This is a genomic window from Aliivibrio sp. S10_S31, assembly GCF_014694495.1.
Classification (GTDB): Bacteria; Pseudomonadota; Gammaproteobacteria; order Enterobacterales; family Vibrionaceae; genus Aliivibrio; species Aliivibrio fischeri.
Genome location: NZ_JAAUWR010000007.1, coordinates 112400 through 130628, shown reverse-complemented (window position 1 = coordinate 130628; position 18229 = coordinate 112400). Strand labels below are relative to the sequence as shown.

The following is an 18229-nucleotide window of genomic DNA, read 5'->3' as shown; positions in this document are numbered from 1 at the left end:
ACTTTTTATTAATAGGAAGTACATTGTCAGTAAGATAAATCATCATGATCATGCTTTCATAGATAGGGTTGTTATAGATTGTTTTTATGATCTTGGTTAAACTGCACTTAAGTTAGATTGGATGAATTGAATGGATTTATGATGGAAATTGACTGGATTTCACCAACTCAAATCATAATGTTGCCGCAAGAAAGGGAATTACACTCTCATGACTACCATCAATTAGTTATAGGATTAAAAGGCCAAGCTGAGTTCGAAATAAATAATAAAATAAATGTTATTTATACAGGGAAAGTCGCCATAATTCCGGCAGCTCAAGAGCATGCCTTTTTGAGTTTGTACCAATCTGAAATATTAGTCCTTAATTTTCCTCAAGTTTTTACTGATGATGAGTTAGCCTCAAGAGTTAAAAAATTGTTTTGCAAAATGGGTTATTATCAACTTGATAGTCAGATTCAACACTTAATTCAATTATTGGTTTGTGAAATTCAATCAAATGTTGATGATCATTTACTAAGTAGATCATGCAGTAACACGATAATTTCCCTACTTGAGCGTCATTTAATTGATGAAAATTCAGCAAAAAAAATAAAACGTTTGAATCCAGATGTGATCGACAATTTTATAACACTACATCTCGGAACGAAGATCACAATTGCACAGTTAGCAAGCACTGTTTTTTTAGGTGAGAGTCAATTTTATGCCATTTTTAAGCAAGAATTTGGTTTAACTCCTCATCAATATATCGTTACAAAGCGTATTGATTATGCAAAACAATTATTGCGAGAAAGTAATCTCACGGTTGGAGAAATTGCACAACAAACGGGCTTTGCGAATCAAAGTGCTTTTAGCCATGCCTTTATGAAAAAGGTAGGGCATTCACCAAGTCATTATCGTAACACCAACTTTATTCGTAATTAAAAATTACCGCTTTTGTTCTCATTTTGTAACTGCATGGATGATTTGGCAATTAAATCGGAGGTTTTGACAAGTATTTTAGCTAAATAGAAAATAGAATCTTTCGCAATAAACTCTAATAATAACTAGCTTAACTATGAGGCTCTGCCTTTATAGTTAATCATGTCAGATAAACAAGAGGAAACAGGTATGTTTCAAGCGAAAGAAGTATTGTCCTCATCTATAATTGAGCAACCGTTAGAATCATTATGGTCTGCTATTTCTCCTCTCTACATGGTTGATGAAGCCAAATGGCTGCACCAGCTATTGCCATTAGCTAAACCAACAGACCGTGAAGCCGTTATGATGGAAAAGCACGCAGCGATACTGATACAGCGTGTTCGTGATGACAAAAAAGCGGTGCAAATGATAGATGCACTTTTGCTTGAGTACAGTTTAGATACTAAGGAAGGCATATTATTAATGTGTCTTGCTGAGGCGCTAATGCGTATTCCTGATGCTGAAACAGCAGATGCATTAATTCGAGATAAATTGAGTGTTGCAGATTGGAAGTCTCATTTAAAAAACTCAGATTCTACTTTTGTTAATGCTTCTACATGGGGGCTTCTTTTAACGGGTAAAGTTGTATCCATGGATGTCAAAGCTGATGGTTCTCCATCTAATGCCTTGAGTAGACTCGTTAATAAATTTTCAGAGCCTGTGATCCGTCAAGCAATGAATCAAGCCATGAAAATAATGGGACATCAGTTTGTGCTTGGGCGAACCATAGAAGAAGCTCAGAAAAAAGGGTTATCAATGCGAGAGAAAGGGTATACCTATTCTTTCGATATGCTAGGTGAAGCGGCATTAACGCAAACGGATGCTCATAAGTATTTTAAAGATTACATCATGGCTATTGAAAGCGTTGGCCGTGCTGCAAGTATTGCCAATTCCCCTGAACCAACGGTTTCAATCAAATTGTCAGCATTGCACCCTCGTTATGAAGTTGCAAATAAAGAACGAGTCATGAATGAGATGTACCAATCTGTGCTGCAATTATTAGAACGTGCACGAGAATTGGATGTAGGTATTACTATCGATGCAGAAGAAATGGATCGTTTAGAGTTATCTCTTGAGCTTTTTGAAAAGTTATATCGTAGCGACATAGTAAAAGGGTGGGGAAAGTTCGGACTGGTTGTTCAAGCTTATTCGAAACGAGCGTTGCCGGTTTTGGTATGGTTAACGGCGTTATCAAAAGAACAAGGAGACCTCATTCCACTTAGGTTAGTAAAAGGTGCATATTGGGATACGGAATTAAAATTATCTCAACAGTTTGGATTTGCACGATATCCTGTCTTTACTCGTAAAGAGGCCACTGACGTATCTTATTTAGCTTGCGCTCGTTACTTATTAAGCGAGCATGTAAAAGGTAAGATTTTCCCACAGTTTGCTAGTCATAATGCACACACAGTTGCTGCTATTGCCTCTATGGCAACACATGATGAATTCGAATTTCAACGACTGCATGGTATGGGGGATGCACTTTATGAACACGCTATGGATATGTTTAATCGCAGTGTTCGTATTTATGCACCAGTAGGCAGCCATAAAGATTTACTGCCATATCTTGTAAGACGTTTATTAGAGAATGGAGCTAACAGCTCTTTTGTTCATCGTTTAGTTGATGCGAATTGTCCAATTGAAAGCTTAACGGTTCATCCTGTTGATTCTTTATTAGCGTGTCCATCATTAGAGAATCAATTAATTCCACTACCACCATATATTTTCTCTGATCGTAAAAATTCATACAGCATTAACTTAGATGTTGAAAGTGAAGCCCATCCATTTGAACATCAAGTAAAAGAGCAAATGAAAACGTATTGGCAGGGCGGTCCAATCGTGAACAACATCCGAGATTACGAAAGCATGATCAAGGAACATGGTTCTGCGCTTCATGTTATTAGCTCTCCTTATGATCGTGGAAATGACGTTGGTTCATTGGTCTGGAGTTCACAAGAGCAAGTATCCAACGCGTTAGATATTGCTCATGATTACTTTCCTATTTGGCAGCAAACGCCAGTGGCAGAGCGAGCTGATTACCTTGAAGCTTTGGCTGATAAGTTAGAAACGAACATGCCTGAACTTGTCGCTTTATGTCATAAAGAAGCAGGAAAAACGATTCATGATAGTATCGATGAAGTGCGTGAAGCGGTGGATTTTTGTCGTTATTACGCAGTTCAAGCTAAATTGAATTTTACAACGGCAGAAACCATCGTCGGTTTTGATGATATTTCTCGCCAAATTGAACGTCAAGGGCGAGGTGTTTTTGTTTGTATTAGCCCTTGGAATTTCCCTCTTGCCATTTTCTTAGGTCAAGTAACGGCAGCATTAGTTGCTGGTAATACGGTTATAGCTAAGCCAGCAGAACAAACGTCATTGATTGCAGTTCGAGCTATTGAATTGTTATTAGAGACGGGAATAGCCCCGCAAGCGGTACATTTATTACCGGGTGATGGAAAAACTGTCGGTGCTCCACTTACTTCTGATCATCGTGTGGCTGGCGTTGCTTTTACTGGTTCAACTGAAACTGCACAACTTATCAATCGCACCTTAGCGAACCGTTCAATTGAGGGAGAAGGGGTTTCTCCTGTGCCTTTTATTGCTGAAACGGGTGGCCAAAATGCCATGATAGTAGACAGCACTGCATTACCTGAACAAGTGGTACGTGATGTAATGCGCTCCGCGTTTGCCTCTGCCGGTCAGCGTTGTTCAGCTTTACGAGTGTTATTTATTCAACAAGATATTGCCGATAGAATTATCAACCTTATTAAAGGGGCAATGGCTGAGCTAAGTGTCGGATTGCCTGAGTTACACTGTACTGATGTTGGGCCAGTTATTGATGTGCGTGCGAAAGATAAATTGATGGCGCACATTGAAAGAATGACAAAAGAAGGTGTACTGGTTGCACAAGCCGATCTACCTAATTGGTCTGAAAAAGGAGATTTTGTTCCACCAAGTGCGTTTGAAATTGAATCAATTAAACAATTAGAAAATGAACAATTTGGTCCGATTCTTCATATTGTTCGTTTTAAGGCTAGCGATATAGATAAGGTCATTTCTGAGATTAATTCGACCGGATTTGGGTTAACCATGGGGATCCATAGCCGTAATGAAGTGACATACACACGAATAGAGAAAAACATCAAAGTGGGTAATTGCTATATCAATCGTGATCAAGTTGGTGCTGTTGTTGGTGTTCAGCCGTTTGGTGGGCAAGGGCTATCGGGGACTGGACCTAAAGCTGGTGGACCTCGTTATCTAATGCGTTATACAAAAGCAAATACAACGACTTCAAAATGAGAAAGGAGAATTCCATGACTAAAATGACACAAATTATTGATTCGGTGCTTTCTCAAGGATTGGCTGAGTGGCAATCTGAGTCAGCATCACTTCGAGTTGAAAAATTACTTACTTGGGCAAATCAGTTAGCTGAGAATCCGCATTGTGGTGTACTTGCGGCTAAAATGGTTCGATATCAATGTCAACGAGCGCAGCAACTTATCACTGACGTTGAGTTAATGCCCGGACCTACAGGTGAAAGTAATGAACTTTATACCGCTCCAAGAGGTGTTTTTTACATCACATCGGATAAAAAAGCATCGGTTGTTGCATTGGTTGGTCAAATAACTGCAGCATTAGTAGCCGGAAACGCTATTATTGTCGCCCTTTCGGGTGAAGACTCTGAAGTGGCTTCTGTCATTGTTAATAGTTTGCATGAGGTGAATGTTCCTGAATCTACCGTTCAGCAAGTGGATAGAGAAGCAGTAAACATAAATGATGAGCGATTAGCTGGTGTCTGTTTTGTTGGAGATATTCAAAAAGCAATTGAATTGAATCAACAATTAGCACAAAGGGATGGATTATTAGCGCAATTGATCGCAGAAACGGATCAAGAAGGTTTAACGACAATTACTGATCCTCATTTTGTTCTACGCTTTATTACTGAGCGCACTCGAACAATTAATGTTACAGCGGTAGGTGGTAACGCTACGCTGCTGGAACTTGGAGGTGGTAACCACTGATATTCAATAGGATGAATATTACACCGTCATTTTTGCGCCATAACTATAGAGCAAAGCTCAACATAGCAAGAGTGACGTTAATTACTGCCAATAACACAAAGGAAATAAAATGATTGAAAATAACTTTGCCATTACAGGCACTTTTATCGCTTACTTGACAATGATGTTAGCGATTGGGGTATACGCATATAAACGAACGAGTAGCTCATCAGATTACTTTTTGGGTGGACGAACATTAGGTCCATGGCCGGCAGCATTGTCAGCTGGTGCGTCAGATATGAGTGGTTGGTTACTGCTTGGTTTACCTGGTTATGCTTATGCCGCTGGTTTAGAGTCGTTGTGGCTTGCTGGTGGTTTACTTGTTGGTACATGGCTAAACTGGTTAATTTGTGCAAAACGCTTAAGAACCTATAGCATGACAACGGATGACTCATTAACTCTTCCTGAATTTTTGTCCCGCCGTTTTAATGACAAATCGAAACTTATTCAGACCATTTCAGCTCTATTCATTTTACTTTTCTTCCTTTTCTATACGAGTTCTGGTTTGGTTGCTGGTGGTAAGTTATTTGAGACTGTATTTGGTTTAGATTACAAAGTGGCTGTGGTAATTGGAACATTATGTGTCGTCTCATATACCTTATTCGGTGGATTTTTAGCCGTTGCATGGACCGATCTTGTTCAAGGTCTTTTAATGTCTGCTGCGTTGATGATTGTACCTATTGCAGCGATGCAAGGTGGTTTCGGACAATTGAGTTCAGAGCTTGTCGCAATTAACCCTGAGTTAATGACCTTATGGACAGGAATGGATGGCAAACCACTAAGTGCAATTGCAATCATTTCATTAGTGGCATGGGGCCTTGGTTACTTTGGGCAACCACATATTTTGGCTCGTTTCCAAGCTTCCCGTACAAATAAAGATTTAACGACAGCGCGTCGTATTGCCGTTGTATGGACTGCTCTATCTATGTTTGGCGCCGTACTTGTTGGTCTTGTTGGCTTGCTATATGTAACAGGTTCTATGCCAGGTGAGGCGATTGATGGTGAAAAAGTATTTATGTTGTTAGTAAATGCGATTTTCCATCCGGTTGTTGCTGGTATTTTATTAGCTGCTATTTTAGCGGCAATAATGAGTACGGCGGATTCGCAATTACTTGTATCTTCTTCGGCGCTATCTGAAGATCTTTACAAACAATTAGTGAAGAAAGACGCAACAAGCAAAGAGATCGTAAATGTGGGTCGTTTCGCTGTCGTTGCTTTGTCTGTTATCGCTCTATTATTAGCAATGAATCCTGATAGTTCTGTTCTTGGTCTCGTATCTTACGCATGGGCAGGTTTTGGTGCAGCATTTGGTCCAGCGATTGTACTTAGCCTTTATTGGAAAGGAATGAACCGTAATGGTGCTCTTGCTGGTATTATTGTTGGTGGGGTAACGATTGTTGTTTGGAAGCAATTAACTGGCGGTTTATTTGATGTCTATGAGATTGTTCCTGGAATTATCTTTGCAACGATTGCGATTATTGCCGTTAGTAAATTAACAGGCAAGCCTGAAGATAAAGTACTAAAACAACATGAAGAATTTGAACGTAACCTAGTTGAGTTTGAATAAGTCCTAGCGTTTTAACAACGATAAATTTAAAGCCTCATAAGATGATTTCTTTTGAGGCTTTTTTTTATATAAATAAAACTGTTACAATCCAGTAACTTTAAAACAATAATTATTATATTTCACATTAGTTAACATCTATTTGCTCAACGTTGTTAGCTACTGATGCATTATTTAGGAGAGTAAACATGAAAGTTATTCGTTTCGTGCTTGGTAAGGTTATTTTAGGTTTGGATTGTGTATTTTCTCCTTCAGGAGTTAAGCGAGATCCTGCTAAACAGACTGAAATTGATGCAGAAACAACAAAGTATTCTTTGTACCAATTTGAAGCGTGTCCTTTTTGTGTGAAAGTGCGTCGAACGATTAAACGTCAATCACTGAACATTGAATTACGAGATGCAAAAAATAATGAAGAGCACAGAGCCGCTTTGTTAGCTGGAGGTGGAAGAATAAAAGTACCATGCTTGCGTATTGATAATGAAAATGGTGAAACACAATGGATGTATGAGTCTGCCGACATAATGTCATTTTTAGAAAGTAAATATCCTTAAATACCAATAGCTTGCATTAACACTAAAGTGGTATCTCGAAGGCGTTTGTATTAATACAGCGCCTTTTTTATGTGTTAAATATGTAAAATATCAATGATAAAGATCTCATTTTTGATTATTTATACTTCTATAATTTGTCAGTAATTTCACTTTGTGAGACTTAAGTCACAAAAAAGCTTGATTTAAGTTATCATTGGGTTAAACTGTGTTTTGTGACTTGAGCACAATAAATAAAAACACATTAGGCTAGTTATTATTATGGAAAAAATGAGTATGACTCATAAATGGTCAATTAAAAATTGTCCCAAGGATATAGAGAGCCAAGTTTTATCTGTTATTGGATTAATCGATAAGAAAGGTTCAGCTTCAGACATGGATCTCTGTAAGATCTTTGGTGAAGTGTTATGGAGTGACGGGAAATATTTTAACTCGCACGCGTTTCGTTTCTTGTTTGATCATGAGACTCTTTCATGTGAAGTAACGAAGAGACACTTACACTAAAGAAAACCAGCTATGTATTTTTAAGGCCATTATCATTCCCCCTATAATGGCCTTTTTTATTGCCTATAGAACCGCAATTATCTCAACTCTCTTCTAATAGCCTTATATTTTTTACGCCTTTACAATCTTTACTTTTTTATTCTGGTTAATAATAACCATTTTCATTATAGTGAATCGAAATACGAATAGTTATCACTTGAGTGTAAAGAATATGAAAAAAAGTATCGCTACAATGTTATTTGGTTTATTAGTTTCTGCATCAAGTTATGCTGAAACGATTACCGTTTCTCATCAATTAGGCAAAACGACACTTGAGACAAAACCTCAACGTGTTGTTGTTATTGGTACAGGAACGTTAGATGCCATTGATTATTTTGGTATTAAACCAGTAGCGGTAACTCAGGCAACGACAATGCCTTCTTACTTACTAAAGTATAAAACGAAAGAATATGCTTCTTCTGGTAGCTTAAGTGAGCCTGATTTTGAAACTATTTACATGCAAAAACCGGATGTGATCATTATTGGTTCACGAGCGGTGAAAGCGTATAAAGATCTGTCTGAAATCGCCCCAACAATCGTATTTACTGCAGATTCAAAAAGTTATTGGAAAAGCACACAACAACAATGGCGTATGCTAGGTAATATTTTTGAAATTCAAGATAAAGTGGAAGCGAAAATCGCTAGCGTAGATGCTGAATTTAACGCTATTGCTGAACACAATAAAGCAAATAATGTTGCAGCATTAACGGTTATGAGTGCCGGTGGTAATATCACAACCTTCGGAGCTCAATCGCGTTTTTCTTCTATTTATAAAGACTTTGGATTTAAAGAGGCGGTAGAGGGTATTAAAGAATCTCGTCATGGTGATTTGGTATCGTATGAATTTATCCGTGATGTAAACCCATCAAACCTTCTGATTATTGATAAAGATAAATTGATCAATAAAGATAAGAGCCGTACACGTGAAGAATTTGCTAACCCATTAGTAAAGGCAACTGATGCTTATAAAAATGATAGCCTAACTTACCTTGATATTAATGCATGGTATTTAGCGGTATCAGGCGTAACAGCAACAGATCAAATGATTGCTGATGTAAAACAATCTATTCATCTTTAAATTTATTTCTAATTCCACTGTAAAGCGTGTTATTTCATTGAGATAGTACGCTTTGTGTAGGCTGAGGTTAGCTTTGAAAAAGTTATTGCTTGTTCTTATTGTATTGAGTTTTGCTTCGGTATTTATTGGCGTTGCTGATTTACCGCTGTCAGCTATATTCCGTGGTGATACAGAAGCTTTAGAGCTTCTTATGGTAAGTCGTTTACCACGTTTATTAGCGATTTTATTATCTGGTGCCGGTTTGAGTATTGCTGGTCTAATCATGCAACAGATCAGCCAAAACCGATTTGCTGCACCATCAACCTCTGGCACCATCGAATGCGCTATGTTGGGCTACGTATTGAGTTTAGTACTCTTTGGGCATGGTGATAATTTACTACTCATTTTTGCAATGGCAATTGGTGGTACGCTTCTTTTCATTCAGTTTATTCATCGTATTCAATTTAAAAATGCCATTTATGTACCGCTCATCGGTATTATCTTTGGTAATGTTGTCTCTTCTGCTGCTACTTTTGTTGCCTATAAATACGATGTAGTTCAAAACCTTTCAGCGTGGACAGTAGCCAACTTTGCCAACATTCTTCAAGGTAACTACGAATTACTGTATATCGCAATCCCTATTTCTGTGATCAGCTATTGGTACGCAACACGTTTATCTGCTGTTGGTATGGGTAAAGACTTTGCTACTAATATTGGCCTGAATTACAAGCAAATACTATTTCTTAGCATTATTTTAGTTTCTGTTATGTCGGCAACAGTAGTCATGATTGTTGGGCAATTACCTTTCCTTGGCCTCATTGTTCCTAACTTAGTGGCACAATTTTATGGTGATAATTTACGTAGAAATATTCCACTAACAGCTATTGTTGGTGCGATATTAATTCTTGCGTGTGATGTTGTGGGGCGTGTGATCATTTTCCCTTATGAAATTCCTATCTCTATGATCATTAGTATTTTGGGTGGAATGGTGTTTATTTTCTTTATCGTAAAAGGTAAGCAAAATGTCTGATTCAATTAAATTAACGGCATTGGCTTTCATTACCGTATTATTCACCTTTTTGTTTATTGGTATTGGGCTTGACGCTTCAAATTATGAATACTTTTTGTCACGCCGTGTACCTAAAGTATTGGCGATGATTTTAGCCAGTATCGCGATTGCTCAGTCGTCTTTGGTTTTTCAAACCATTACGCATAACCGCATTTTAACGCCGAGTATCATGGGCTTTGATGCCTTGTATTTACTCACTCAAGTATTGGTTGTTGTTATTTTTGGTAGCTTTAGTGTTTTCATATTAAATCCATTTTTAAACTTTGTTATGTCAGTTGTGATAATGGTCGGGTTTTCTTTATTGTTATTTGGTTTTTATTTCAAGAAAAATAACAGTAATGTAATTACCTTATTATTGCTTGGGGTGATTTTTGGACAGCTATTTTCTAACATTTCTTCTTTCTTCACGATGTTAGTCGACCCGAACGATTTTGCTTCGATCCAATCGAGTATGTTTGCCAGTTTTAATAACATTAACAAAGATCTTGTTTATTTTTGTGTGATTCCATTACTTCTTATTAGTGCGGTTATTTTTAGAATGTCGAATATTCTCGATGTGTTCTGGCTAGATAATGATAACGCGACCAGTTTGGGTGTTGATGTTGGTAAAGTGACAAAACAAGTACTTATCTTAGTGGCGATTTTAATTTCGGTTTCAACGGCATTAGTTGGCCCTGTGATGTTCTTTGGTTTGTTGGTAGCGAACTTAGCGAAAGAGTTTTTTCATACCTATCGTCATCGTACTTTGCTACTGGGAAGCAGTTTAATGGCAATGTCGATGTTGCTTTCAGGACAATGGGTTATCGAAAACATATTTAAGTTTGAAACGACACTAAGCGTAGTAATTAATTTTATCGGTGGTTTGTATTTCTTATCACTGTTAGTTAGACAAAAAATTCAATAGAGAAACGTATGATTTCATTATCTCAACTATCTAAATCATTTGGTCAGCAAAAAGTAGTAGACCAAGCTTCCGCTTCTTTTGTTAAAGGCGAAGTTACGTCGATCATTGGTCCTAATGGAGCAGGTAAAAGTACCGTGTTATCCATGGCAAGTCGTTTATTAGCAAAAGACAGCGGTAGTGTCCTCATCGAAAACCAAGAAGTGGTGGATTGGGACACTAAAGCTCTTGCGAAAAAATTAGCGGTACTTCGACAATCTAACAATTTAAATATGCGTTTTACGGTTCGTGAGCTTGTTGCCTTTGGTCGCTTTCCATATAGCCAAGGCAAACTCACAAAGCACGATAATGAAGTGATGGATAAGGCAATTCGCTATTTAGAGCTTGAACCTATTCAGAATAAATATCTAGACCAATTAAGTGGTGGTCAACGTCAATTAGCGTTCATCGCTATGGTTGTTGCGCAAGATACGGATTATGTATTTTTAGATGAACCGCTAAATAACTTAGATATTAAACATTCATTGCAAATCATGAAAAACATTAAGACGTTGGCTCATGAACTAGGTAAAGCGGTTGTTATTGTTATTCACGATATTAATTTTGCATCATGCTATTCAGACAATATTGTGGCACTTAAAAAAGGCAAAGTGGTGGCCAATGGTACCGTTGCTGAAGTTATTAGAAAAGAGGTGTTGTCTGAAATATATGAAACCGAGTTTGATATCCATGAAGTTAATGGCCAACGTATTTGTATGTATTACGGACAATAAAGGATTAAGTTATGAGTAATAAACCCTCACCACGAGTGCTGACTGTCTTAAAGAGTGTGCAATTTACTTCTAATATGCAGCGCATTACGTTTAAAGCTGAAGATCTGTCTGATTTTAATATGGAAAGTGAAGGCGGTTACATCAAGCTGTTGTTTAATGACAATGGCGGAACCGATCTTTCTGGTATTCCTGACGACACTCGTCCAATGATGCGCACCTATACCGTGCGTAATTTGAGAAAAGAACAGAATGAACTGGATGTTGACTTTGTTCGCCATCATCATGCGCATGCAGCGATGACGGCTGAAACTGGAGGCTTTGCATCTGCTTGGGCTCAAAATGCCGTTAATGGCGATACGATTTCAATTGCTGGCCCAGGAAGTATCAAAGGATTAAATGTAGAAGCAGATTGGTTCTTCTTAGTTGCTGATATGACAGCGTTACCTGCATTATCTGCAAAACTTGAAGCTTTGCCTGCAACGGCAATAGGTTATGCGGTTATTGAAATTAACCATCCATCAGATAAGCAAGATCTAGCGAAACCACAAGGTATTGAGCTTGTATGGGTCATTAAATCTGATGAGGAAGGATTAACAGATACGGTTCGCTCACAAGAGTGGAAAGCGGGTCGAGTTGCTGTATGGAGTGCGTGTGAGTTTAACAACATGAGAGCGCTTCGTACGTATTTCCGTAATGAAAAGGAAGTTGATAAAGACGATCTTTATATTAGCAGCTACTGGAAAGAGGGCTGTACAGAAGATGGACATAAAGTGGCTAAGCACGAAGACCAGCTTGCTGAGGATTAGTTCTTGCCTAGAAGATTTGTGATTAACTTTGAGTGATGCGGCACATTTCTTTTGATGGATTGTTCCTATACTGGTAGGTAATCTGATAGAAAAGGAAGTGCCAATGCTAAATGAAAACCACGCTTTTATCTTAGATTTTCCAGAGCTTAAATTGGATATTGTTCAGCTTAATCATGATGATCCTAAATTTAAAGCTGATCTCCAACAATATCATCAACTTGATTATGACATTCGACAATTAGAGATATCAGGTAGTCCAATTGGTGATGATAGTATGCATGCATTAAAGCGTCAGCGTATGGAATTAAAAGACATATTATATAAGCAGTTAGTTGAACATCATGAAATGGTTAGTAACTAATTTCCAATTATTCTGCAATAACTCATGAATGCCCACAAAAAAGCCGACTCACAATGAGCCGGCTTTCTTATATCTAATTCGTTAAGCGTAATTAAGCTTTGATAAGTAGACTTGCTTCTTGTTTGGCTTTCTTGGTTTTAATTTGTGCCAAGATAACACCTGAAATAACCATTATTCCGCCCATTAGATGATAGCTTTCAATCTTCTCACCTAGTAGGATTGCAGCTAACGATACCGCCACTACTGGTAGTAGGTTCATGAACATTGCACTTGATTCTGCACCAATTACATCAATTGCTTTTACCCACATCCAAGGCGCTAAGATAGAAGCGGCAATTGATGCATACATGATGAGTGGAATCGAGCTTTCTGTTGGTAATAGGCTATCACTTGTTAACCATAATGGGGTTAGCATTGCGACAGCAAACATACCTTGCATGTAAATAAGTTGCCAGTTAGTAATTGGCATTTTCCAGCGTTTTAATAATACGCAATAGGCACCATAAGAGAGGGCTGCGATTACCATCAAGCCATCACCTTCTGTAATTGGTTGATGTAAAAAGAAAGTCATATCTCCGTGACCAAGCATAAATGTTAGACCCGCAAGTGAAATCACGGCACCGACAATACTTAATGCTGAAATACGTTTTCCCAATAACGGGAGACTAAGAAAGATACTGATTAATGGCACTAGTGAGGTGATTAACGACATATTTGAAGCCGTAGTCGTTAAACCTGCGTAATAACCAAGAGATTGGTTTAATACCATGCCAAGTAAGGCTAGGAAAGCCAATTTGCTTAAATACGGACGGATCACATGACGAGATTTAATAACAGATGGTAAGCAAAACGGAGTTAAAATCAGCATGGCAAAAGCCCAACGATAAAAGCTCATTGCGCTAGGTTCGATAGCAGAAGCTGCCATCTTATTGATGATAGAATTTCCGCCCCAAATGAGTACGGTGAATAGCGGTAAAAGATAATACATGTGAACTGCATCTCATCAGAGGATAATGGGATGCAGTTTGACAGGTACAATTAATTACATATATCTCTAATCGGACATGCTGACTTACTAATAAGACATGATTACATTTTGTGCTTCATTCCAGCCATGACTTTCTTCACTGGCGCTTTAAATACTTCTTTATCACCATTTGCAAAGTTAAGTCTTACATCAATAAATTCTTCTTCTTTTAGCGGACCTGTTAGTTCAAAAAGCATGATATGTAGGCCACCAGGCTTTAAAACCGTTTCTGAGTCTTTTGCTATTGTCATGGAGTCCACTTCACGCATTTTCATCATTCCGTCACTTTTTACAACAGTATGAAGTTCAACCTTATTAGCCGCTGATGTCGTAGCAGAAACCAAAGTACGGTCTTTATCACCATTATTTTTAATGGTCATGAAAATAGCGCTATTTACTGCATTTGGTGGCGTTGCGCGTGCGTATGGATTTTCGATGACCAAATCACTTTGTGCAAAAGAAGCCGAACTAATAAATAGGGCGCTAAGAGCAAGCAATGTTTTTTTCATGGTTAATATTCCTTTTAAAGTGTCGTTATAGCTGCGAAAGTTCATTAATTGCTTTCACTATGGGATCTGGTGTTATTGTATGCGGCACTTTGGTAATTAAAGTGCCATTGGGTTCTAAAAAGTAAAAATAAGACGAATGGTCAATCGTGTATTTTAATTCTGAATTAGGCAGTTCCGTTTTATGAAAAACAACGCCATAACGTTCAGCTAATTGTGTAATGGTTTGAAGTGAACCTGAACTGCCTTCTATTGATTGATGGAAATAGTGGGCATATTCAGCAGCATGCTCAGCATCATCACGCTCAGGGTCTAACGTGATAAACACGGGTTTAAATTGGGATAAAGTTGTTTTGTTAATTTGGTTGAAAGCCCCTGATAACATAGCTAAAGATGTTGGGCAAACATCAGGGCATCGAGTAAAGCCAAAATAAACAATACGTATTCTAGGGTCGGTTTCGTCAAAAAGGTTTATTGGTTGATTTTGTGCACCATAAAGTGATGTATTGTTGGCTGTTTTTGATAAATAGAGCTGCTTTAACCCAAATCCTGATAAAATAATAAGAGTGATAATTAAGAGTTTTTTCATTGTTCTGCCTTTAACGAAACATTAATAGAGGTGCTACCATCACTAATTGTTCCGACCCAAATCATGGTATTTTGTGTACAAATAGGAAGTAAAATATCGCCAGAGTAGCTTTTGTCTGCATTGGGTAATAATTTAAATGTCGGGTTTCCCATTGCCATATCGTAACCTTGTAGAGTAATAATGAGGTTTTTGGCATTTTGATTAGGCCAGTTCACTAAAATAGAGCTAGGTTGTAACGGCGTTAATGTATCTTTTTCAAGCGTGATGGATACGTCACCTTGCTGACAAATTTGTGTTGATAAATGACAAGTATTTTCAAGCTGAATTTTGGGGCTTACATAGCTTTTTACATAGGTGCTTATTTCAGTAAAGAAAAAACCAGTACACAATAGTAATAGGATAAGAAAGGCTTTGATCAAAACTGCGAATGCTTTCATATATATCGGCTCAATTAAACTGGTTAATGAATGGTAACATAAGTTAAATTTTGGATATGCATGCATTATCTGTTGTGTGAGCTCAGTTAAATTGTATATAAAAAAGGTGGTAAGGAAATGAGAAAAGAGCGATGTCACTGGGCAGAGGTTTCTGATTTAGATAGGGAATATCATGATAATGAATGGGGAGTGCCTGTTTATTCTGATCATGAGTTATTCGAGTATTTAATTTTAGAAGGCGCTCAAGCTGGCTTAAGTTGGTCGACGGTCTTAAAGAAACGCGAAGGCTATCGATTATTATTTGATGGTTTTGATTTACAAAAGATCATTCAATATGACCAAGATAAAGTGGAATCCTTAATGCAAGATTCCAGAATTATACGTAATCGACTTAAAATTAATTCAGTGATTACGAATGCGAATGCTTTTATAAAGATACAGCAAGAATTTGGCAGTTTTTCAAATTACCTTTGGGCTTATGTCGATCAGAAACCGATCATTAATCACTGGGAAGTGATGTCTGATGTACCTGCAACAACCGAATTATCAGATAAATTAAGTAAAGATTTAAAAAAGAGAGGTTTTAAATTTGTAGGATCTACGATTTGCTATGCCTTTTTACAAGCAACGGGGGTTGTGAATGATCACTTGGTTAATTGCCCTTGTTATGTTAATAATAACAAATAAGTAACAATTGTTGTTTTGTAAAAAACGAAGAGTTAAGGAGGGGATATGAGTAAAAAATCCTTACCAAATGTTGATGAAAAAATTATTGATACCGTAGATGTGGATGGAACCTACCAAGCAGAGCTTAGAAAAAAAGAAGAGCGACGAACGTATCCATCAAAACCTGTGTTGTATGATCGTAGAGTAAATAAAGATCGCCGTCATAGAGAAAGCATAGATATCAAAATTTAAATCTTATTTTACTTAATCAATGCTTATTTATTAGTTTCAATAAATATTTTTTTATACTTTATTCAAATCTTAAAATTAATACTCTTCAACAATAAAATTGCTTGTATTCCGAACAAAATAGGAGGATTATCCGACCCTCCTATTCACTTGTATCAAAATGTTTCTACTATGAACCAATTCGATTCTTTACTACCGCCACAAATGGCAGAACGCGCTGCTGAAGTTGGCGTAGCAAAAGCAACCAAAGATCCATTTAAATCATTTTTATTAGCAATTACTGCCGGAATACATATCGGTATTGCTTTTATCTTCTATACCACAGTAACTACTGGTGCTGAATCAATGCCATGGGGTATGTCCCATTTTGTTGGCGGTTTGGCTTTCAGTCTTGGTCTTATTTTAGTTGTGGTAACCGGTGGTGAACTATTTACCAGCTCGGTGTTAACTTTAGTTGCTCGTGCAAGTGGTAAAATCAGCTGGAAAAACCTATGTGCGAACTGGGCCGTTGTTTATGTTGGTAACTTTATTGGTGCCATGCTACTTGTTGGTATCATGTTAGTTGCAAAACAATACATGAACGATGGTGGTGCCGTTGGTATCAACACAATGAAAATTGCACAACACAAGTTGCATCATGGTTTTTGGCAAGCTGTTGCACTAGGTCTTATGTGTAACGTATTAGTTTGTGTTGGCGTATGGATGACATTTTCTGGTCGTACATTAACAGATAAAATTTTGGTTATGATCTTACCTGTAGCAATGTTTGTATCAGCAGGTTTTGAGCACTGTATTGCAAATATGTTCCAAATCCCAATGGCGATTGGCATTAAGACTTTTGCTTCTCCAGAGTTCTGGGCAGCAAGTGGTTATTCAGCATTGGATTTTGCAGATTTAACATTACATAATTTTGTGATTAATAACCTTATCCCTGTAACGATTGGTAATATCATTGGTGGTGGCATCTTCGTTGGTATGGGTTACTGGATTATTTATCTTCGTGAACCAAATCATCACTAATTAATATCAGCAGTATTACTGATATAAAAAAAGGAGCATATTGAATGCTCCTTTTTTGTATTTATTGATTTATCAGTTTACACCAATCAATTACGATTCTTTCTCGTTTTTCTTAGCGTACATTTCAAGACCAAGAACTAAACCAATACCTAAAATAACGCCAAATACAGCGAAACCAATGAGTGCTGGTTGCTGCGTTACTTGTTCGTAATTAAATGGAGATAGGTTTTGCTCTATTAATGGAACTTGCTCACCTTTTGAATTAATGCGCCATTCTAACACTTCTTTCCAAGGCCAGATTTTACCTAATGTGCCAGCCATTAAGCCTGTCAGGAAGATTAGCGTAATATCTCGGAACTTTCTCAATAGGAAAGAAAGAACATGTGAGAAGCTTAATAAGCCAATTAAGCAGCCTGATGCGAACAATCCCATAGTCACTAAATCAAGAGATTTAACTGCCCCAAGTACTGGGCCGTACATGCCGATAAGCAGAAGAATAAAGCTTCCTGAAATACCCGGTAAGATCATCGCACAAATAGCAATAGAGCCTGCAAGAATATAAGTGAAAGTTGACGGTGTCATTGTCATTGGGTTAAGAACGGTAATGCTATAAGCAAACGCGGCTCCGGCAAATAACATAACAAAACGATCTAAAGACCATTTTTCAATCTGTTTCGCAATATGTACGATTGAAATTAGGATCAAGCCAAAGAAAAACGACCATAATGGAATAGGGTGAGTGTGCAACATCCACGTAATGAATTTCGCTAATGTCAGGATGCTTGTTAAGATCCCACCAAATAGAGAAATAAGAAAGAAGCCGTTAATGTGATTAAATGCTGCTTTAAAACCTTCGCGTTTCCATAAACCTAAGATTGATGGATTAATACGTCGAATGCTTTCTAGAAGCGTATCATAAATGCCAGTAATAAATGCAATCGTACCACCTGATACCCCAGGAACCACATCAGCGGCTCCCATTGCCATGCCTTTAAAGAACGTTGTTAAATAATTCATTTTATCTCGATACAAATAAAAAACTTATGCACAATGCATGAAGATGGCATGATTATACATAAGTTCTGTGTAAAAAAT

Annotated in this window: 20 protein-coding genes; 15 read left to right on the top strand and 5 right to left on the bottom strand. The window is 37.5% G+C overall.

Annotation, left to right across the window (positions count from 1 at the left end; genetic code table 11):
* Positions 1–138 precede the first annotated feature (138 nt).
* From HC728_RS08280 to HC728_RS08225, 12 genes are all read left to right on the top strand, one after another.
* Complete coding sequence (locus HC728_RS08280) at positions 139–921, top strand: AraC family transcriptional regulator (RefSeq protein WP_081300277.1); 783 nt, start codon at positions 139–141, stop codon at positions 919–921.
* Positions 922–1107: 186 nt separating this feature from the next.
* Positions 1108–4257: a bifunctional proline dehydrogenase/L-glutamate gamma-semialdehyde dehydrogenase PutA gene (putA, locus tag HC728_RS08275; protein ID WP_065640120.1), complete on the top strand. Its 3150-nt coding sequence runs from the start codon at positions 1108–1110 to the stop codon at positions 4255–4257.
* Positions 4258–4271: 14 nt separating this feature from the next.
* Complete coding sequence (locus tag HC728_RS08270) at positions 4272–4979, top strand: aldehyde dehydrogenase family protein (protein WP_190395293.1); 708 nt, start codon at positions 4272–4274, stop codon at positions 4977–4979.
* A 109-nt stretch (positions 4980–5088) separates the two neighbouring features.
* The gene (gene putP / locus HC728_RS08265) at positions 5089–6585 is read left to right on the top strand and encodes a sodium/proline symporter PutP (RefSeq protein ID WP_190395292.1); all 1497 of its coding nucleotides are present in this window, start codon (positions 5089–5091) and stop codon (positions 6583–6585) included.
* A gap of 185 nt (positions 6586–6770) precedes the next feature.
* Positions 6771–7133, top strand: a complete 363-nt coding sequence (locus HC728_RS08260) for a glutaredoxin (RefSeq protein ID WP_005423267.1) — start codon at positions 6771–6773, stop codon at positions 7131–7133.
* Positions 7134–7406: 273 nt separating this feature from the next.
* A complete protein-coding gene (locus tag HC728_RS08255) occupies positions 7407–7634 on the top strand; it encodes a hypothetical protein (RefSeq protein ID WP_005423266.1) in 228 nt (75 codons plus the stop codon).
* 211 nt (positions 7635–7845) lie between these two features.
* On the top strand, positions 7846–8751 hold the full coding sequence (locus HC728_RS08250; RefSeq protein WP_041941215.1) for a siderophore ABC transporter substrate-binding protein: 906 nt from the start codon (positions 7846–7848) through the stop codon (positions 8749–8751).
* 73 nt (positions 8752–8824) lie between these two features.
* Complete coding sequence (vctD, locus tag HC728_RS08245; RefSeq protein WP_190395291.1) at positions 8825–9760, top strand: iron chelate uptake ABC transporter permease subunit VctD; 936 nt, start codon at positions 8825–8827, stop codon at positions 9758–9760.
* Entirely contained in the window at positions 9753–10703 is a 951-nt protein-coding gene (locus tag HC728_RS08240; RefSeq protein WP_190395290.1) for an iron chelate uptake ABC transporter family permease subunit, read from the top strand. The genes vctD and HC728_RS08240 overlap by 8 nt, the downstream gene beginning before the upstream one ends.
* Before the next feature lie 8 nt (positions 10704–10711).
* Entirely contained in the window at positions 10712–11473 is a 762-nt protein-coding gene (gene vctC, locus HC728_RS08235) for an iron chelate ABC transporter ATP-binding protein VctC (protein ID WP_190395289.1), read from the top strand.
* Between the two features lie 11 nt (positions 11474–11484).
* Complete coding sequence (locus tag HC728_RS08230; RefSeq protein ID WP_190395288.1) at positions 11485–12279, top strand: siderophore-interacting protein; 795 nt, start codon at positions 11485–11487, stop codon at positions 12277–12279.
* A gap of 103 nt (positions 12280–12382) precedes the next feature.
* Complete coding sequence (locus HC728_RS08225) at positions 12383–12640, top strand: YdcH family protein (protein ID WP_054775707.1); 258 nt, start codon at positions 12383–12385, stop codon at positions 12638–12640.
* A gap of 91 nt (positions 12641–12731) precedes the next feature.
* On the opposite strand, the gene HC728_RS08220 is transcribed toward HC728_RS08225, so the two are convergent.
* From HC728_RS08220 to HC728_RS08205, 4 genes are all read right to left on the bottom strand, one after another.
* Positions 12732–13628 (bottom strand): DMT family transporter, encoded by an 897-nt coding sequence (locus tag HC728_RS08220; protein ID WP_017018822.1) that lies wholly within the window; start codon positions 13626–13628, stop codon positions 12732–12734.
* 101 nt (positions 13629–13729) lie between these two features.
* Positions 13730–14176 carry a copper chaperone PCu(A)C gene (locus HC728_RS08215; RefSeq protein WP_190395287.1) on the bottom strand — a complete coding sequence of 149 codons (447 nt, stop codon included), beginning with the start codon at positions 14174–14176 and terminating at the stop codon, positions 13730–13732.
* Positions 14177–14201: 25 nt separating this feature from the next.
* Positions 14202–14762 carry an SCO family protein gene (locus HC728_RS08210; protein WP_190395286.1) on the bottom strand — a complete coding sequence of 187 codons (561 nt, stop codon included), beginning with the start codon at positions 14760–14762 and terminating at the stop codon, positions 14202–14204.
* Positions 14759–15199, bottom strand: a complete 441-nt coding sequence (locus HC728_RS08205; protein ID WP_012535635.1) for a hypothetical protein — start codon at positions 15197–15199, stop codon at positions 14759–14761. The genes HC728_RS08210 and HC728_RS08205 overlap by 4 nt, the downstream gene beginning before the upstream one ends.
* A gap of 117 nt (positions 15200–15316) precedes the next feature.
* Between HC728_RS08205 and HC728_RS08200 the strand changes: the two genes are divergently transcribed.
* The 3 genes from HC728_RS08200 (at position 15317) to focA (ending at position 17134) form a co-directional block, all read left to right on the top strand.
* Entirely contained in the window at positions 15317–15886 is a 570-nt protein-coding gene (locus HC728_RS08200; protein ID WP_190395285.1) for a DNA-3-methyladenine glycosylase I, read from the top strand.
* Positions 15887–15931: 45 nt separating this feature from the next.
* Complete coding sequence (locus tag HC728_RS08195; RefSeq protein ID WP_005423231.1) at positions 15932–16117, top strand: hypothetical protein; 186 nt, start codon at positions 15932–15934, stop codon at positions 16115–16117.
* A 168-nt stretch (positions 16118–16285) separates the two neighbouring features.
* A complete protein-coding gene (focA, locus tag HC728_RS08190) occupies positions 16286–17134 on the top strand; it encodes a formate transporter FocA (RefSeq protein WP_005423230.1) in 849 nt (282 codons plus the stop codon).
* 90 nt (positions 17135–17224) lie between these two features.
* On the opposite strand, the gene HC728_RS08185 is transcribed toward focA, so the two are convergent.
* Positions 17225–18151: a DUF368 domain-containing protein gene (locus HC728_RS08185; protein WP_005423228.1), complete on the bottom strand. Its 927-nt coding sequence runs from the start codon at positions 18149–18151 to the stop codon at positions 17225–17227.
* Between the last annotated feature and the right edge of the window lie 78 nt (positions 18152–18229).

Bases quoted from the DNA above. Each gene is read 5' to 3' on its own strand.
- HC728_RS08280 (WP_081300277.1), top strand. From the start codon at position 139: ATGATGGAAATTGACTGGATTTCACCAACTCAAATCATAATGTTGCCG.
- putA (WP_065640120.1), top strand. From the start codon at position 1,108: ATGTTTCAAGCGAAAGAAGTATTGTCCTCATCTATAATTGAGCAACCG.
- HC728_RS08270 (WP_190395293.1), top strand. From the start codon at position 4,272: ATGACTAAAATGACACAAATTATTGATTCGGTGCTTTCTCAAGGATTG.
- putP (WP_190395292.1), top strand. From the start codon at position 5,089: ATGATTGAAAATAACTTTGCCATTACAGGCACTTTTATCGCTTACTTG.
- HC728_RS08260 (WP_005423267.1), top strand. From the start codon at position 6,771: ATGAAAGTTATTCGTTTCGTGCTTGGTAAGGTTATTTTAGGTTTGGAT.
- HC728_RS08255 (WP_005423266.1), top strand. From the start codon at position 7,407: ATGACTCATAAATGGTCAATTAAAAATTGTCCCAAGGATATAGAGAGC.
- HC728_RS08250 (WP_041941215.1), top strand. From the start codon at position 7,846: ATGAAAAAAAGTATCGCTACAATGTTATTTGGTTTATTAGTTTCTGCA.
- HC728_RS08240 (WP_190395290.1), top strand. From the start codon at position 9,753: ATGTCTGATTCAATTAAATTAACGGCATTGGCTTTCATTACCGTATTA.
- vctC (WP_190395289.1), top strand. From the start codon at position 10,712: ATGATTTCATTATCTCAACTATCTAAATCATTTGGTCAGCAAAAAGTA.
- HC728_RS08230 (WP_190395288.1), top strand. From the start codon at position 11,485: ATGAGTAATAAACCCTCACCACGAGTGCTGACTGTCTTAAAGAGTGTG.
- HC728_RS08225 (WP_054775707.1), top strand. From the start codon at position 12,383: ATGCTAAATGAAAACCACGCTTTTATCTTAGATTTTCCAGAGCTTAAA.
- HC728_RS08220 (WP_017018822.1), bottom strand. From the start codon at position 13,628: ATGTATTATCTTTTACCGCTATTCACCGTACTCATTTGGGGCGGAAAT.
- HC728_RS08215 (WP_190395287.1), bottom strand. From the start codon at position 14,176: ATGAAAAAAACATTGCTTGCTCTTAGCGCCCTATTTATTAGTTCGGCT.
- HC728_RS08210 (WP_190395286.1), bottom strand. From the start codon at position 14,762: ATGAAAAAACTCTTAATTATCACTCTTATTATTTTATCAGGATTTGGG.
- HC728_RS08205 (WP_012535635.1), bottom strand. From the start codon at position 15,199: ATGAAAGCATTCGCAGTTTTGATCAAAGCCTTTCTTATCCTATTACTA.
- HC728_RS08200 (WP_190395285.1), top strand. From the start codon at position 15,317: ATGAGAAAAGAGCGATGTCACTGGGCAGAGGTTTCTGATTTAGATAGG.
- HC728_RS08195 (WP_005423231.1), top strand. From the start codon at position 15,932: ATGAGTAAAAAATCCTTACCAAATGTTGATGAAAAAATTATTGATACC.
- focA (WP_005423230.1), top strand. From the start codon at position 16,286: ATGAACCAATTCGATTCTTTACTACCGCCACAAATGGCAGAACGCGCT.
- HC728_RS08185 (WP_005423228.1), bottom strand. From the start codon at position 18,151: ATGAATTATTTAACAACGTTCTTTAAAGGCATGGCAATGGGAGCCGCT.